General features: G+C 65.2%; 15 protein-coding genes. 7 read left to right on the top strand and 8 right to left on the bottom strand.

Annotation, left to right across the window (positions count from 1 at the left end):
* Positions 1-108: 108 nt before the first annotated feature.
* Positions 109-1,323, bottom strand: a complete 1,215-nt coding sequence (locus A5740_RS14000) for an acyltransferase (RefSeq protein ID WP_076194945.1) — start codon at positions 1,321-1,323, stop codon at positions 109-111.
* A 267-nt stretch (positions 1,324-1,590) separates the two neighbouring features.
* Positions 1,591-2,190 carry a hypothetical protein gene (locus A5740_RS13995; RefSeq protein ID WP_371454754.1) on the bottom strand — a complete coding sequence of 200 codons (600 nt, stop codon included), beginning with the start codon at positions 2,188-2,190 and terminating at the stop codon, positions 1,591-1,593.
* An 83-nt stretch (positions 2,191-2,273) separates the two neighbouring features.
* Here A5740_RS13995 and A5740_RS13990 point away from each other — a divergent pair, with 83 nt between their 5' ends.
* From A5740_RS13990 to A5740_RS13970, 5 genes are all read left to right on the top strand, one after another.
* Positions 2,274-3,434 (top strand): alkaline phosphatase family protein, encoded by a 1,161-nt coding sequence (locus A5740_RS13990; RefSeq protein ID WP_076194942.1) that lies wholly within the window; start codon positions 2,274-2,276, stop codon positions 3,432-3,434.
* Positions 3,435-3,480: 46 nt separating this feature from the next.
* The gene (locus A5740_RS13985; protein WP_076194941.1) at positions 3,481-3,831 is read left to right on the top strand and encodes a DUF732 domain-containing protein; all 351 of its coding nucleotides are present in this window, start codon (positions 3,481-3,483) and stop codon (positions 3,829-3,831) included.
* Positions 3,832-3,869: 38 nt separating this feature from the next.
* Positions 3,870-4,337: a DUF5078 domain-containing protein gene (locus tag A5740_RS13980; RefSeq protein ID WP_076194939.1), complete on the top strand. Its 468-nt coding sequence runs from the start codon at positions 3,870-3,872 to the stop codon at positions 4,335-4,337.
* 415 nt (positions 4,338-4,752) lie between these two features.
* Positions 4,753-5,226 carry an MmpS family protein gene (locus tag A5740_RS13975; protein ID WP_076194937.1) on the top strand — a complete coding sequence of 158 codons (474 nt, stop codon included), beginning with the start codon at positions 4,753-4,755 and terminating at the stop codon, positions 5,224-5,226.
* Positions 5,223-8,120, top strand: coding sequence for an RND family transporter (locus tag A5740_RS13970; RefSeq protein WP_076194936.1), 2,898 nt, complete (start codon positions 5,223-5,225; stop codon positions 8,118-8,120). The genes A5740_RS13975 and A5740_RS13970 overlap by 4 nt, the downstream gene beginning before the upstream one ends.
* Here A5740_RS13970 and A5740_RS13965 read toward each other — a convergent pair.
* The gene (locus A5740_RS13965; RefSeq protein ID WP_076195001.1) at positions 8,117-8,887 is read right to left on the bottom strand and encodes a metalloregulator ArsR/SmtB family transcription factor; all 771 of its coding nucleotides are present in this window, start codon (positions 8,885-8,887) and stop codon (positions 8,117-8,119) included. The genes A5740_RS13970 and A5740_RS13965 overlap by 4 nt on opposite strands.
* Positions 8,888-9,437: 550 nt before the next feature.
* Between A5740_RS13965 and A5740_RS13960 the strand changes: the two genes are divergently transcribed.
* A complete protein-coding gene (locus tag A5740_RS13960; protein WP_076194934.1) occupies positions 9,438-10,052 on the top strand; it encodes a glycoside hydrolase in 615 nt (204 codons plus the stop codon).
* Between the two features lie 53 nt (positions 10,053-10,105).
* Positions 10,106-10,855, top strand: coding sequence for a peroxide stress protein YaaA (yaaA, locus tag A5740_RS13955; protein ID WP_076194933.1), 750 nt, complete (start codon positions 10,106-10,108; stop codon positions 10,853-10,855).
* A gap of 7 nt (positions 10,856-10,862) precedes the next feature.
* Here the strand turns inward: yaaA and A5740_RS13950 are convergent, their stop codons facing one another.
* The 5 genes from A5740_RS13950 to A5740_RS13930 are packed head-to-tail and all read right to left on the bottom strand — an operon-like array spanning position 10,863 to position 15,419.
* On the bottom strand, positions 10,863-11,780 hold the full coding sequence (locus tag A5740_RS13950) for a TauD/TfdA family dioxygenase (protein WP_076194931.1): 918 nt from the start codon (positions 11,778-11,780) through the stop codon (positions 10,863-10,865).
* Between the two features lie 29 nt (positions 11,781-11,809).
* Positions 11,810-12,880 (bottom strand): PhnD/SsuA/transferrin family substrate-binding protein, encoded by a 1,071-nt coding sequence (locus tag A5740_RS13945; RefSeq protein WP_076194930.1) that lies wholly within the window; start codon positions 12,878-12,880, stop codon positions 11,810-11,812.
* 5 nt (positions 12,881-12,885) lie between these two features.
* Positions 12,886-13,629, bottom strand: coding sequence for an ABC transporter ATP-binding protein (locus A5740_RS13940; protein WP_076194928.1), 744 nt, complete (start codon positions 13,627-13,629; stop codon positions 12,886-12,888).
* Positions 13,616-14,479 carry an ABC transporter permease gene (locus A5740_RS13935; RefSeq protein ID WP_076194927.1) on the bottom strand — a complete coding sequence of 288 codons (864 nt, stop codon included), beginning with the start codon at positions 14,477-14,479 and terminating at the stop codon, positions 13,616-13,618. The genes A5740_RS13940 and A5740_RS13935 overlap by 14 nt, the downstream gene beginning before the upstream one ends.
* A gap of 1 nt (position 14,480) precedes the next feature.
* Positions 14,481-15,419, bottom strand: coding sequence for a TauD/TfdA family dioxygenase (locus A5740_RS13930; RefSeq protein ID WP_217696697.1), 939 nt, complete (start codon positions 15,417-15,419; stop codon positions 14,481-14,483).
* Positions 15,420-15,670: the final 251 nt, after the last annotated feature.

Below are 15,670 nucleotides of genomic sequence, written 5' to 3'. Positions count from 1 at the left end.
GCCGAACAGCCTATGGGGTGAACCGGAGCGGTAGATAGGCGGTCGGTGACACACCGATAACAAGGGCATAACAACCTGTCGCGCAGCGGGTTTGGATAGTTACAGCACTCAGCCCGCGCGGGCCGGGACCTCGGTGGCGGCGTCCTCGGGCTCGCTACCGACCCGGTGCAGCCTCGTGCCGGACGAATCGACGGGCCGAATGTCGACCATTCGGCGCATCCACCGTCGCGCCGGTTCCTCCACGACGTGATAGAGCACGACCGCCCCGACCACTGAAATGGCGAGCAAACCGACCAGAGTTGCTTTGCCCGAGAGGGTCGGCGTCAGCGTCAGGTCGAACTGCCTGGTCGTCCAGATCCACGCGGTGTGGACCAACTCGTGAACCATGTACAGGCCGAACGAGATCTGACCGCCGTAGACCAGTAAACGGGTCGACAACAGCGCCGGCAGACTTCCGATGCCGACCGCCAGTGCCACCACCTGCGGGACGAACAGGATGTCGACGATCCCGCCGGCATCACCGATGGTGTTCATCGGGTGCGCGTCGAAGAAGTACAGCCCGCCGACGATGGCGCCGCCCAACACGATCGACAGGTAGCCCGCGCGCCGCCGGGCGCGATCGCTCAGATGCAGTTTGCGCACCGCCGCACACGCCAAGGCACCCGCGGTGAACTGCATGACGATTCGCGGCAACCAGCTCCACGGGGTGTAGAAGTGGCCGGTGGCCATCAACAGCACCACCGGCGGCACCGAGGCGGCGATGGCGAGCAAGACCAGACTTCGGGCGCGGGTGGCGCGTGCGATCCGGAAGACCACCAGGATCAGTGCGCCGAACAGCAGGTAGGCCAACCACTCGGCACTGATCGACCACGCCGGGCCGTCCCAGCTGCTGCCGTCGAAGTACGGCTGGAACCACAGTTGGACCAGGAACAGCTGACGCACGTAGCTCACGGCGTTGTAGCCGCTGGTGTCCTCGGGCGGGATGTGTCCGACGTTGAGCGTGAAGATCAGCCACAGCGCCGCCAGATGCAGCGTCACGAGGTACACCGGCCATACCCGCGACAACCGCAGCCACAGGAAATGCAGGGTGGCCCGGGTGTCCCAGCTCGGGCCCATCCGATCGATGTAGTTCCAGGTCAGCACGAATCCGCTGAGGATGAAGAACAGGTCGACGCCCTGGGCGCCACAATCGAGCACCGGGGCGAGCGCCTTCGTGACATCGGGTGCGACCTGGTAGAGCAGTGGACGGAAGTGGAACAACACCACCCACACCGCGGCGACGATGCGCAGTCCCGTCAGGGCCTTGATCTCAGCGCCGCGCACAACACCTTTTCCGTATCACTCAAGATCACGTATCAGTCAAGATCGCTCAAGCTAGATTCGTCACCGCTGTACACGGCAACCGGCAGCTTTCGCAGACTAGCAGCGTGGGCGGGTGCGGTGTGCTGTGCACATGCTGCGCAACGGCCGCGAGCGAACTGACGATGCCTCGGACCATCTTGTGCAGCAGCACAATTGCCGAGGACACGAACCCGATGGCCGATGTCGAGGTCTGCGCCGCCCGGGCGTGTCCACCGGCCGGCTCGGGAATCAGGGCGTGGGTACCTGCGACCCGTCGTAATTGCGGGCGTTGTTGTTCAGGGTGTTGAGCCAGGCCCGGAGTTTGGCCTGCGCGATCAATGCCGGGATGTCACCGGTGGGCGCTGCGTCGGGCGCGGCGTCGGTGAGCTGCCACGGTTGGCAACCGCTCGTCTTGAAGGCCTTGTCGGTGGCCTCGATCGTGATCACCTGAGGCTTCTTGCTGAAGGCGTTGTCGATGATGTCTCCGCCGTGCAGATCCGCCATCCGCTTCCAGTAGCACGTGCCGCCCTCCACCGGCCCGGCCGAGGCGTAGTTGCCCGGTTGGATGTCGGTACCGACGATGAACAGGCCGTCGTGGTCGATGCTCGCCGGGGAACCGCCCGGTGCCGCCGCAGCGGGAGCCGCCGGGCCGGCCGGCGCCGCAGCGTCAGGTGCCGGAGCGGCGGGGGCTGCCACGGCCGGACCCGGCGCCGGACCGGGAGCCGGACCCGTCGGCGTGGGCCCGGGAGCCGGAGCGGGCGCCGGTGTCCCCGGATCGGCACTGGCGACGCCGGTGAAGGCCCCACCTGCGCCCACCACCAGAGCGGTAGCAAGGATCACGGCTTTCATCGACTTCATGGAAACCGAGGGTACCGGGTTGGATGAAGTGGCCGAGGCCACTTGCCGCGGGCGAACTGTGACACGCTCACGGTGTGGAAGCCCCACATCCGGACCCCACAGCGCGGCATCTCGCCGATGTCGTGCCCTCGGTGCTCGCCGCGATGGGCGTGGCCGGGTTCGACGCGAGGATCAGCTGGCCCGGTCCGGTACGCGGAGCGTGCGTGCTGTTGATCGACGGCCTGGGCGCCGAGTTGCTGGCCGCCCACGCCGCGGACGCCCCGGTTTTGACCGGTATGGCCGAATCGACGAGCCACCAGACGTTGAGCGTCGGGTTCCCGTCCACGACCGCAGCCGGTCTGGCCGCGATCGGCACCGGCCGCCGCACCGGTGAGCACGGTTTTGTCGGCTACACCTTCCGGGTTCCCGAGGCAGCCCCGGACGTCGATGTGATCAATGCGCTGCGCTGGCGTCCGCAGCCATGGGGACCGGACCTGCGCGACCGCGTGGTGCCCGAACACGTCCAACCCCTGCCCACCACGTTCGAACGAGCCGAGGCCGCGGGGGTGGCAGTATCGGTCGTCTCCGGTGCGGTGCACGCCGGTTCCGGCCTGTCCCGGGCGGTGTTGCGCGGGGGACGCTACGTCGGGGTGCACGCCCTCGGTGATCTCACCGCCGGTGTGATGACGGCCGTGGCCGGTGGTGGCTTCTGTTACGGCTACCACGCCGACCTCGATCAGATGGGTCACCTCTACGGCCCGGGCTCGACGCCATGGCGCATGCAGCTACGGCAGGTCGACCGTCTGGTGGAGTCGGTGTTGGCGGCGCTGCCCTCCGAATGTCTGCTCACCGTCGTGGCCGACCACGGGATGGTCGCCGTCGATCAAACCGCCGCGATCGACGTCGACGAGTCGGAACCGCTGCGCGCCGGGGTGGCGGCGGTAGGTGGAGAGGCCCGCGCCCGCCACGTCTACACCGTCCCCGGCGCGGCCGATGACGTCCTGGCGACCTGGCGCACCACCCTGTCGGATTCCGCCTGGGTGATGGCGCGGGACGAAGCCATCGCCGCGGGCTGGTTCGGTCCGAGAGTGCGTGATGACGTCCGGTCTCGCATCGGAGACGTCGTAGCCGCCGCCCGTGACCGCGCCGCGCTGCTGCGACGAAACGCCGAACCTCTGGAGTCCGCATTGGTCGGCCACCATGGTTCGCTGACCAGCGCCGAGCAGAACGTTCCGCTCGTGTGGGCGATCAGATGAGGAACTGCATGCCAAGATCAGGCTTAGATGGGCTAAGATTCACCGCATGAAGCTTGCAGGCCTGGCAGCACTTGGTGCCGCGGCGGCTATCGCCTTCGCCGCTCCCGCACATGCCGATCCGTCTTTCGATCGGGATCCCGACACCAACTTCGCCCACGAGTTGCACACCTTCGGGATCTACGGACAGAAGGACTACAACGCCTGGATCGCCAAGATCATGTGCAAGCGGCTGCACAACGGCGTCGACCACAATGCTCAGGACTCGGTCAAGTTCGTGGGCAAGCAGTTGGCGCGGGACAGCTCGCCGGCCCAGGCGTGGCAGTTCCTCGGTACCGCCATCAACTACTACTGCCCCGATCAGCGCTTTATCTACGAACAGGCCGCCAAGCCGTCGTAGTCTGATTCCCGAGGCCGATCCCAGATTTTTGGAGCGACATGTTGAACCACAAGAGTGTCAAAAACCTGATCCGCACCGGCGTGGCCGCATGCGCGGTCGTCGGCAGCGTGGCGACCGGCGCGGGCATCGCCTCGGCCGATGCCACTGACGACTACCCGATCCCGAACCGGATCCTGCGCACCCCATGCACGGCCGAGCAGATCATGGCCGCGGCCCGCGATGTCGAGCCGGTGTACTACGAGCGGTACATGATCGACTACAACAACAAGCCTGCCGCCGACCAGCAGGGCGCGCGGGACCGGATCCACTGGTTCTTCTCCATGGATTACGCCGGCCGCCGGCAGTATTCCGAGAACACCGCCACCAATGCGTTCTTCGAGAACATGGCGTGGCGCTGGCCCAACTGGGCCAAGTTGTTCTTCAACAACAAGGGCGTCGCGGCCAACACCACCGACGTCTGCATGAACTACCCGCCCGACGACATGTCCGTGTGGGACTGGCACTAGTTCACCAGGTTCAACGAGGATGGGGCTTCGTCGCCGGTAACCCGGCGGTGGAGCCCTTCCTCATTCGTTAGCTCCATCACAATCGGTGGCGAAGTAAGCGATCAGCCGCGCGACAGGCAACGTGACGTGGCCGCGTGACCTCGTTGTGTGCTCTGCGCGGCAAAGCCGGTCGGCCGGCCGCGGCCGCGTCCGGCCAGTGATGCGTCACGGTGGTGTCACCGTTTTGTGACTCATTTAAATAAGCTAATATCTCGCTAAGTTTTAGTTAGCCATTCGGCTAGACGGCGTGACGTTTCGAGGTGAACATGGCATACGGGCACTCTTCCTTCGGCCGCCATGCCTCCGATCTGTCGACCTCGTCCGGCCTGCTCGTTGCCCACCTCGCCCACAACCGACGGACCGGTGCCATTCCACGATGACCAACGCGACGAAAAGCTCTCGGCGGAAACAATTTTCGCCGACCAGCCTGGCCAAGAAATTCTGGATCCCGTTGATCATCGCCGCGGTGGTCGTGGTAGGCGGCTTCACGGTGATGCGGGTGCGCACGTTCTTCGGCGCCGGCGACGGCTCCGGCATCTCCAGCGCCAAGGTCGATGACACCAAGCCGTTCGACCCCAAGGTCGTGGTCTACGAGATCTACGGCGAACCCGGCGCGTACGCCGACGTCAACTACCTCGACCTCGACGCCCAGCCGCAGCGCATCGACGGGGTCACCCTGCCGTGGACGCTGCGCCTGGAATCCACCGCACCGTCGGTCTTCCCCAACATCGTCGCCCAGGGCAACGGCGACACGATCAGCTGCCGCATCACCGTCGATGACGAGGTCAAAGACGAGAGAACTTCCAACGGCGTGAACGCCCAGACCTTCTGCTTGGTGAAATCTGCATGAGCAATTACGACACCCCGACGGACTCGATCCCGGTCACCGGGCCGCAGCCCGCTCGGCACGGTGGCATCGCCAAGTGGATCCGGCGACTGTCGGTGCCGCTGATCATCGGCTGGATCGCGCTGATCGCCGTCCTCAACGTCATCGTCCCCCAGCTCGAAGAAGTCGGGAAGATGCGTTCGGTGTCGATGAGCCCCGACGAGGCGCCGTCGATGATCGCGATGAAGCGCGTCGGCGAGGTGTTCCAGGAATTCAAGTCCAACAGCTCGGTGATGGTCGTCCTCGAGGGCGAGCAACCGTTGGACATCAAGGCCCACGATTACTACGACGAGATCGTCGACAAGCTCGAAGCGGACAAGAAGCACGTCGAGCACGTCCAGGATTTCTGGGGCGACCCGCTGACCGCCTCGGGCGCGCAGAGCTCCGACGGCAAGGCCTCTTACGTGCAGGTCTACACCGCCGGTAACCAGGGCGAGGCGCTGGCCAACGAATCCGTCGAAGCCGTCCAGCAGATCGTGGAGAGCGTCACGCCGCCGCCGGGGGTCAAGGCGTACGTCACCGGCCCGGCCGCGTTGGCTGCCGACCAACACATCGCCGGTGACCGCAGCGTGCAGATCATCGAGGCGCTGACCTTCACGGTCATCATCATCATGCTGTTGTTGGTCTACCGCTCGATCATCACGGTGATCCTCACCTTGGTCATGGTGGTGCTGTCGCTCTCGGCGGCCCGCGGTGTGATCGCGTTCCTGGGCTACTACAACATCATCGGGCTCTCCACCTTCGCCACGAACCTGTTGGTGACCCTGGCCATCGCCGCGTCGACCGATTACGCGATCTTCCTGATCGGGCGATATCAAGAGGCGCGGGGAGCCGGTGAAGACCGGGAACAGTCCTACTACACGATGTTCCACGGCACCGCGCACGTGGTGCTGGGCTCGGGCCTGACCATCGCCGGCGCCACCTTGTGCCTGCACTTCACCCGGTTGCCGTACTTCCAGTCCCTCGGCATCCCGCTGGCCATCGGCATGGTCACGGCCGTGATCGCGGCCCTGACGCTGGGCCCGGCCATCATCACGGTGGCCAGCAGATTCGGCAAGACCCTGGAACCCAAGCGGGCCATGCGGGTCCGCGGTTGGCGCAAAATCGGTGCGGCCGTGGTGCGTTGGCCTGGGCCGATCCTGATCACCACCATCGCGCTCTCACTGGTCGGTCTGCTGACCCTGCCCGGGTACCAGACCAACTACAACGACCGGAAGTACCTGCCGGCCGATCTTCCGGCCAACACCGGCTACGCCGCATCCGACCGCCACTTCTCCCAGGCCCGGATGAACCCCGAGTTGCTGCTCATCGAGAGTGACCACGATCTGCGCAACTCCGCGGACTTCCTGGTTGTCGACCGCATCGCGAAGCGAATCTTCGAGGTCCCCGGCATCTCACGGGTCCAGGCCATCACCCGCCCGCAGGGAACGACGATCGAGCACACCTCGATCCCGTTCCAGATCAGCATGCAGGGCACCACGCAGATGATGAACATGAAATACATGCAGGACCGCATGAAGGACATGTTGGTCATGGCCGACCAGATGCAGACCACTGTCGACACCATGCAGCAGATGCTCGTGCTCGTGGGACAGATGTCCGACACCACCCACAGCATGGTCGGCAAGATGCACAGCATGACCGATGACGTGGCCGAGATGCGGGACCACATCGCGGATTTCGACGATTTCTTCCGGCCGATCCGCAACTATCTGTACTGGGAACCGCACTGCTTCGACATCCCGATGTGCTGGTCGATCCGGTCGATCTTCGACACCCTCGACGGCATCGACACCATGACCGATGACATTCAGAAAATGATGCCGGACATGGACCGTCTCGACGAGCTCATGCCGCAGATGCTCACCATCATGCCGCCGATGATCACGACCATGAAGAACATGAAGAACATGATGCTGACCATGCAGGCCACCATGGGCGGTCTGCAAGATCAGATGGAAGCGATGATGGAGAACCAGACGGCCATGGGCCAGGCGTTCGACGCTTCCAAGAACGACGACTCGTTCTATCTGCCACCGGAGACCTTCGAGAACCCGGACTTCAAGCGCGGTATGAAGATGTTCCTGTCCCCCGACGGACATGCGGTGCGGTTCATCATCAGCCATGAAGGCGATCCGATGAGTCCCGAGGGCATCTCACACATCGACGCGATCAAGAACGCCGCCAAGGAAGCCATCAAGGGCACGCCACTGGAGGGCTCCAAGATCTACCTCGGCGGCACCGCGGCCACGTTCAAGGACATGCAGGAAGGCGCCAACTACGACCTGCTGATCGCCGGAATCGCCGCGCTGTGCCTGATTTTCATCATCATGCTGATCCTCACCCGCAGCGTGGTGGCAGCCGCGGTCATCGTCGGCACCGTCGTGCTGTCACTCGGTGCGTCATTCGGTCTGTCGGTGCTCATCTGGCAGCACCTGATCGGGCTGGAACTGCACTGGATGGTGATCGCGATGGCGGTCATCGTGTTGTTGGCCGTGGGTGCGGACTACAACCTGTTGCTGGTCTCCCGGTTCAAAGAGGAGATACACGCAGGTCTGAATACCGGCATCATCCGCGCCATGGGTGGCACCGGATCCGTGGTCACCTCAGCAGGTCTGGTGTTCGCGTTCACCATGATGTCGATGGCCGTCAGCGAACTGGCCGTGATCGGCCAGGTGGGCACCACGATCGGCCTCGGTCTGCTGTTCGACACCCTGGTGATCCGGTCGTTCATGACCCCGTCCATCGCGGCACTGCTGGGCAAGTGGTTCTGGTGGCCGCAGCAGGTGCGACAGCGTCCGCTGCCGGCACCGTGGCCCACCCCCGTGCAGCGCGACCCTCAGGACTCTCTGGTCTAGACGGCCTGTTCGAGACCGGATTTGAGGTTGGCTAGTTTGAACGGCCAACTGCGCGAAACCATCTCTCGGACAATGCTGTTCGGATCGAAACCGTCGTGGATCACGGTGAGCTTCACCTGATCCCCGACGGTTTCGATGTCGAAGGACACCTTTGACCGAGACTCGGCGGCGGCCAGGGAGATCGCTTCCTCACTCACATCCGCGGCGTGGTGCAAGGCGGGTGTGAAAGTCGGGTAGGTGAATGCCAACCGCTGATACGGATCCGATTCCACGATCACCTGCTCGGAATCGTCGATGCGAAGCCCGTCCTCGACCCAGATGTATGACGAACCGCGCTGCCACTCCGACTCGATGGCGTGTCCCAGGTAGCCGCGGGAGTATGCCGGACTGGTGATCCCCTGCCACAGCCGTTCCGGAGTGGTCCGGATGTAGGTGGTGTATTCGAAGCCGGCAGCCGCGACGGAGGTCTCCAATACCGTCGTCAGATCCGTGAGGGTGTGCACCCTGGCGGCGTCGTAGCGGTCGATCCAGCGATCCGCGATGGCGTTGATCGGTTCGGCATTGAGGTAGTGCAGCTTTTCCCGGCCCTGACGAACGGTCGTGACGAGATGCGCCGCCTCGAGCACCGCCAGATGCTTGCTGACCGACTGGCGGGCCATCGCCAGACCACTGCACAACTCACGCAGGCTCTGGCCGTCGCGGTCATTGAGGCTGTCGAGAAGCAGCCGTCGACTCGGATCTGCCAGGGCCTTGAAGACCGTGTCCATCATCTCTCCACACACCAAACGCAACCGACCGGATGCCACTCGTGATTATGCAGCCGCACAGCTGCATGTCAACGTCGGTGACGCCCGCCACACGTCGTCATGCGTCCGGTCTTCGGGATACCACCATCCTGATCCAGCCACCGCCCGAAGCTGCCACGACGTTGCCGAAACCGCCGCGCCCCGACTCGAGCGCACAATCGACACACCACCGCGCCGCAGGGACACCACAACCGCATGCCGGACAACGAACGCAACCCAGCACCAGGATGAAAGCCCTTGACAATCAACAGTATTCATCTACGAGAAGGATGAGTGAGGGCCGATGACCACACCTACGATGGACGCATAAGCTCACTGCCGCACCACTATTGGACGATCGCCAGACCGCATGCCGACCGTCGGTCACACACTGCTTTCTGGCAACCGAATTGCATGCGCGGACAGCCGCACTCAATCTGCCGATGCGTGAAGCACTCCATATCAACTACCGGTTGTAACCGGAATCACATATTTTGCCGGGGTAAAAACGGCTCTGCTAGCGTCCGGCCGCATGTTTGCTATCGCCACGCTTATGGCGCTTGTCCAGCAGGTATCGGGCACGCCGTACATCTCCGGTGGAGACTCCCCGGCGGGCACCGACTGCTCGGGCCTGGCTTCCTGGGTCAGCAACGCGGCCACCGGTCGACCGGTCTACGGAGACCGGTTCAACACCGGAAACCAGGAGCGCGCGCTCCTGGCCCGCGGGTTCAAGTACGGTACCCAGCCCGGCGCCCTCGTAATCGGCTGGAACAACGGCCACACTGCCGTGACCCTGCCCGACGGCACGCCGGTGTCCTCGGGTGAAGGCGGGCATGGGGTGCGGATCGGCGGCGGTGGCGCATACCAACGCCAGTTCAGCCACCACATGTACCTGCCCGTGCCGGAAGAAGCACCCGAGCCTCCGGCTCCGCTCGACCCGTTTGCACCTCCGCCGCCGCCCGTCGACGCACCCGCCCCGGTCGAGCTGATGGCCGCCCCGGCACCCATCGACCCGTTCGCACCCCCGCCACCGGCCGACCCCATGGCCCCGGTCGACCCCATGGCCGCGCCGGCACCGATCGTGCTGGACGTCCCGCCGCCGCCGGCTCCCCCGGCGCCCGAGGATCCGGCTCCGGTCGCCATCTGAGATCACACCTGTCGGTCGTCGGTGCGTCACACCCGGTCGGATAACGTCGGCGTGTGATCGTGCTCCTCCCTCCGTCGGAGACCAAGCGCACCGGCGGGGACGGACCGCCGATCCAGCTGGACCGCCTGAGCTCACCGGAACTCACGCCGCTTCGCCGGTCATTGATCGACGAACTGGTCGCGCTCGCCGCGGACCCGCCGGCCTGCCGCACGGCGTTGGGTATCTCGGCCGCTCAGGATGCGGAGATCGAGCGAAACGCCGCGCTTCGCCGAGCACCCACGATGCCCGCCATCGAGCGGTATACCGGCGTGCTGTACGACGCGCTGGACGTCGGCTCGTTGCGCGGCCAGGCCGCCGCTCGCGCCCGCACCCGGCTGGCCGTCGGATCGGCGTTGTTCGGCCTATTGCGGGCCGACGATCTGGTGCCCGCCTACCGGCTGTCGGCATCATCGAAGCTGCCCGGCCAACCAGGCCTCGCCAAACGCTGGCGGCCGGTACTGGAGCCGGTGCTGGCCGAGCTTTCCACCCGCGAGTTGCTCGTCGATCTGCGGTCCGGCTCCTACGCCGGGCTGGGCCGTGTCCCCGGAGCGGTCCGCGCGCAAGTGCTCGCCGAGCATCCCGACGGTCACCTCACCGTGGTCAGCCACTTCAACAAGGCCCACAAAGGTCACCTGGCCCGAGCCTTGGTCAGCTCACGCGCCGAGCCGGACAGCGCAGCCGCAGTCGCCACCGTCGCCCGTCGGGCGGGCATGAACGTCGAACGTGACGGCGACGAACTGACGATTGTGGTGCCGGCAGGTTGAGGCCGCGCTAGATGGCTTCGAAAGGCTCACCGTCCAAAGCTGTCGAGGGGCGGCCATCGGGGCCGTTCGGCACGTCACCGACCAACGTCACCCGGTACAACCGGCGGTCGTGTTCACCGGTGAGATCCGACGGGGCGAGATGGACGGTCGAGCGGTTGTCCCAGAACGCGATGCTGCCCGGTTCCCACTTGAACCGCACGGTGTACTCGGGGCGCACCAGTTCGTCGTAGAACAACCCGAGCAGGCGCCGGCTCTCGTGCGGTGACACGTCGACGATGTGACTGGTGAACCCAGGGTTGACGTAGAGCGCCTTCTCGCCCGTCTCGGGATGCACCCGAACCACCGGGTGCTCGGTGAGCAGCGGCCGCCGACTCACCCGACGTCGATAGTCGTCGGTGGCCGTGGCACCCTCGGGTGGCGCGAACCGGTGCACCGCCCGCAGGCCGTCGGCCAGCTTCTGCAACGGCGCGGACAATCCGTCATAGGCCGCGACCGTGTTGGACCACTGGGTGTCGCCGCCGTAGGGCGGGATCACCTCGGCCCGAAGGATCGATGCGGCAGGCGGATTCACGGCCGCGGTCACATCGGCATGCCAGTTGGCCTTGTCGAAGCCGCGGCTGCTGCCGTAGCGGGCCTTGAACCGGTCGGCGAAGATCGGATAGATCGTCGGATAGTCCGGGTCCGGGATCGAATCGAACAATGGATGCGCCGGCGTCGGAGCGCCGAAGGCCCGGGCCAGCCGCAGGTGGTCATCATGACCGATGAACTGGTCGCGGAAGAACACCACTTTCCACTTGAGCAGCGCAGCACGGATTTCGGCCACATGGTCGTCGAATAACGGTGCGGTGAGGTCGATTCCGTCGATTTCGGCACCGGTCCAGCCGGACTGCGGCCGGACGGTGAGAGCGGATGCCACTTGCGTCATCTGTGTTCCCCTGAGTGTGTTCGGATTCGTTACGAATTGAGCGATTTCGGTGTGACGCCGTCGAGTTCGTTTTGTGCGGTGACGATGTCGTTGTAGCGGCCGTCCACATACGCCGCGACATCGACGTGGGACTTGATCGTCCCGGTGTCGCGCAGACCGTCGGCGACGGTTTGGAACAAGGCCGTGGAATCCGCGTCGATCGGGTAGTACGACGCGATCCCGTCCTCTTCGTAGAGTTTCTTGCCCTGCTCGAACGTGATTCCCTGCACCTTGACGTAGTACTGGTCGATCCACTGATCGGCGTGGGTGTCCTTCCAGTTGTTGGCCGCGACCGCCCGCCCGACGTAGTCGCCGATCGCCGCCACCTTGGCCGGGTCGTCGAGCACATCGCGGCGCACAATCAGCGTCTGGATGCCGGTGTTGATGCCCTTGCCGTCACCCAGGATCGGCGGCTCCCCCAGTTGGTAGTACTGATTGCCGAGCACGATGGCGGCGTCGACCGCGCCGGCGGCGAACGTCGGAACCACCTCTGCCCCGGCCAGTTCTACCGGCTGCACATCGGTCTTCAGATCTAGTCCGTGGCGCTTGAGCAACGCTGCGGTGATCATGTGGCGGCCGGAACCCGGCGGGTACGCCACTCGTTTACCGCGAAGATCCTCGATCGTGTCCACACCGCTGTCGGGGCGGGCCACCAGGTAATAACCGCCACTGGTACCGGGATTGGCCTGCAGCCCGATGGTCACCAGATCGGTGACCCCGCTGTCGACCGCGATCGGCACCGGCGCCTCACCGATCGATCCGACGTCGGCCGCCCCGGAGCGCAGCGCCTCGATGACCGCAGCGCCGCCACTGAAGTCGGCGAAATCGACCTCATAGGGCGTTCCCTGCCCGGCATTGGCGAGATTCCACGGCAGTGACTGCGTCCCGTTCTGCTCGGCGACGATGAGCTTGGTACCCGGCGGCACCTCGGAGTCGGTCGCGATCTTCACCGTGTCGATGGCGTCCCCGCCCTCGTCGTCGGAGAGCCCGCAGGCACTGAGCAACAACGGAATCAACAGCAGCGCGGCCGTTCCGCGCCATGCTCGACCACCAGATGGCATCTGACCTATTCCTTGTCTTCGGATACACCGAGTTCGGAGAGCAATCGCTTTCGCAGCGTGGCGAATTCATGGGTGTCGCGGGCACGCGGCTTCGGGACCGTGACCTCGACATCGAGTGATATGACTCCATCGGTCAGCACGATCACGCGGTCGGCGAGAGCGATTGCCTCGTCGACATCGTGAGTGACCAGCAGGACGGCGGGGGTGTGCCTGCGGTACAGGTCCATCAACAACCCGTGCATCTTGATCCGGGTCAACGCATCGAGTGCGCCGAATGGTTCGTCGAGCAGCAGCAGTTGAGGCTCCCGCACCAGGGCGCGGGCCAGCGCCACCCGCTGCGCCTCCCCACCGGACAGCGTGCGCGGCCACACCTTCGCCTTGTCGGCCAGGTTCACCTCGCCGAGGGCGGCCAAGGCCTGCTGTCGCACAGCGCCGTTGGCGGGCAGCCCGACCGTCACGTTCGCCAGCACCCGCTGCCACGGCAGCAACCGCGGGTCTTGGAACACGATCGCCCGTCGCTCGGGCACCCGCAAGTAGCCCTCCACGTCACTGTCGAGGGCGCCCAGGGCCCGCAGGAAGGTGCTCTTGCCCGAACCGCTGCGGCCCAGCAACGCGACGAATTCGCCGGCCCGGATCTCCAGGTTCAGCCCGTCGAGAATCACGTGGTCCCCGAACCGTTTCCGAATGTCGCGGGCGATCACCACCGATGACACGCCGACGGCACTGGCCACCGCCTCACTCACCGTCATAGGCGCGTCTCCAGCTGAGCAACCGGCCTTCGAGGAAGCGGACCACCAGGATCGAGATCAAGCCCAGGATCGCGTAGACCGCGATCAACACGAACACGACGTCGATCTGGAAGTACTCGCGCGCATCGGTCATCATCCGACCCAGGCCCTTCTTGGCGTTGATCGTCTCGGCAAAGATCAACGACAACCACGAAGCGGTCAGCGCCAGGCGCAGACCGACGAGAAACCCGGGCAGCGAACCGGGAATGATGACGCGGTAGATCATCTCGGCGCGGCCGGCGCCGAAGGAGCGCGCCGCCTCCACGAGGGCGGCGTCGACACTGCGGATCGCGCTGAACGTGTTGATGTAGATCGCGACCGCGACCGCCAGGGTGATCAGCAGGACCTTCGGGACCTCGCTGATACCGAACCAGACGATCAGCAGCGGCACCAGTGCGAAGTTCGGAACCGCCCGCAGCACCTCCATATTGGCGTCGACGAAGTTTTCTCCGATCCGCGACAGTCCCGAGATCAGGGCCAGGCCCAGCCCGAGCGCGATGCCGAAAACCAGTCCGTATCCGACCCGCAACAGACTGGCCGTCAGGTGCTCGGAGAACGTTCCGTCCGCGATCAGGGCCCATGCGGCCGCGAGCACCCGCGTCGGCGGCGGCACCGTGCGCTCGTCGAAGATGCCGACAGTCGAGAGCAGTTGCCACAGCCCGACCAGCAGGAGCGGGCCCAGCAGACGTTGGACCGACCGCGGCACCGGCGGCTTGCGTTGTGCCCGGCGAACCGCGGCCCGCGGATCGACCAGTCCGGCTACGCCGACGCCATCCGTGGCGCGAGCCGGCCGCGACAACACCGTGGCCATCTCAGGCGGCTCCGAAGTAATCGCCCGAAATCGACTCCGAGGCAACACCGTCGGGCCCGACGGGAATGTCACCGACCAACGTGATCCGGTGCAGCACGCGGTCACCTTCGACATGCTCGAAGTCGCGTGGGGCCAGGTGCAGGGCGGCCCGGTTGTCCCAGAACGCCACACTGCCGGGCTCCCACTTGAACCGCACCGAGTACTCCGGGCGCGCGATCTCCTCGAACAGCAGATCCAGCAGGTGCCGGCTTTCCCGCGGCGAGAGATTGACGATCTCGCGCGTGAAGGACGGATTGACGTAGAGAACCTTCTCCCCGGTCTCCGGATGCACGCGGACGACCGGGTGGATGGTGGCCAGCGGATTGCTGCGGACCAGATCGCCGATCTTCTCGGCGCTGCGTTCGGCCGATGTCGTCGTGCCGAAGCGGTGCTCGGCACGCAACTCGTCGAGCAGTGTCCGCACCGACGGGGAAAGCCCCGCGTATACCGCTGCCACATTGGTGAACTGGGTGTCGCCACCGTAGTCGGGTACGCGTTCGGCGCGAAGGATGGAATGCGACGGCGGGTTGATCAGCGGTGTGACGTCGGCGTGCCAGCCGGGTCCGTTGGGGCTTTGCCGCTTGCGGTACTTTGTGCCGTACCGGTGATCGTAGGCCGCCGGCGAGACCGTATGGATCTGCGGGAATCCGGCTGGGGCAGAATCGCCCTCGTACGGATGCCCCGGCGTCACCTCACCGAACTGTGCGCCGAACGCGATCTGGGACGCATGGTCGAGTTGCTGTCCCCGGAAGAAGACCACCTTCCACTGGTGTAGTGCCGCCCGGATCGCTGCGGTCTGGTCGGGCGTCAACGGCGTCGACAGATCGATTCCCTCGATCAGTGCGCCGGTGAAGCCCGACAACGGCGTCACCTCGACCCGGGTGGAAACAGAAGAAGGCATGGCCACGCTCCCCTCGAAAGCGGCTGCTACAACGACTGTTCGACGCTAACCAGGTTCCCGGTGAGGCTTACGGGTTTGAATCGGCGTGACCGGAAGGGCGCTGACAGTCTCGGCCAATTCCCGGGTGTCACCCCCGGCGCCGGGCATCGTCGTGCACAATATGACCTCGCGTCAGTGCCCGTCGTCTGTGCCGGCCCGCCCACCACGCGCCCTTCCGGTCACGCCGATTCAAACCCGTAAGCCTCACCGGG

It is taken from the genome of Mycobacterium sp. GA-1841 (genome assembly GCF_001954135.1).
Taxonomy (GTDB): domain Bacteria; phylum Actinomycetota; class Actinomycetes; order Mycobacteriales; family Mycobacteriaceae; genus Mycobacterium.
Note: the sequence above shows the minus strand (reverse complement) of the source record. Positions and strands in the feature narration are given on the sequence as shown.

Excerpts from the sequence above, each read along its gene's own strand:
- A5740_RS13985 (WP_076194941.1), top strand. The coding sequence starts at position 3,481 with ATGAAGCTTGCAGGCCTGGCAGCACTTGGTGCCGCGGCGGCTATCGCC.
- A5740_RS13970 (WP_076194936.1), top strand. The coding sequence starts at position 5,223 with ATGAGCAATTACGACACCCCGACGGACTCGATCCCGGTCACCGGGCCG.
- A5740_RS13980 (WP_076194939.1), top strand. The coding sequence starts at position 3,870 with ATGTTGAACCACAAGAGTGTCAAAAACCTGATCCGCACCGGCGTGGCC.
- A5740_RS13935 (WP_076194927.1), bottom strand. The coding sequence starts at position 14,479 with ATGGCCACGGTGTTGTCGCGGCCGGCTCGCGCCACGGATGGCGTCGGC.
- A5740_RS13945 (WP_076194930.1), bottom strand. The coding sequence starts at position 12,880 with ATGCCATCTGGTGGTCGAGCATGGCGCGGAACGGCCGCGCTGCTGTTG.
- A5740_RS13940 (WP_076194928.1), bottom strand. The coding sequence starts at position 13,629 with ATGACGGTGAGTGAGGCGGTGGCCAGTGCCGTCGGCGTGTCATCGGTG.
- A5740_RS13930 (WP_217696697.1), bottom strand. The coding sequence starts at position 15,419 with ATGCCTTCTTCTGTTTCCACCCGGGTCGAGGTGACGCCGTTGTCGGGC.
- A5740_RS13950 (WP_076194931.1), bottom strand. The coding sequence starts at position 11,780 with ATGACGCAAGTGGCATCCGCTCTCACCGTCCGGCCGCAGTCCGGCTGG.
- A5740_RS13975 (WP_076194937.1), top strand. The coding sequence starts at position 4,753 with ATGACCAACGCGACGAAAAGCTCTCGGCGGAAACAATTTTCGCCGACC.
- A5740_RS13995 (WP_371454754.1), bottom strand. The coding sequence starts at position 2,190 with ATGAAAGCCGTGATCCTTGCTACCGCTCTGGTGGTGGGCGCAGGTGGG.
- A5740_RS13960 (WP_076194934.1), top strand. The coding sequence starts at position 9,438 with ATGTTTGCTATCGCCACGCTTATGGCGCTTGTCCAGCAGGTATCGGGC.
- A5740_RS13965 (WP_076195001.1), bottom strand. The coding sequence starts at position 8,887 with ATGGACACGGTCTTCAAGGCCCTGGCAGATCCGAGTCGACGGCTGCTT.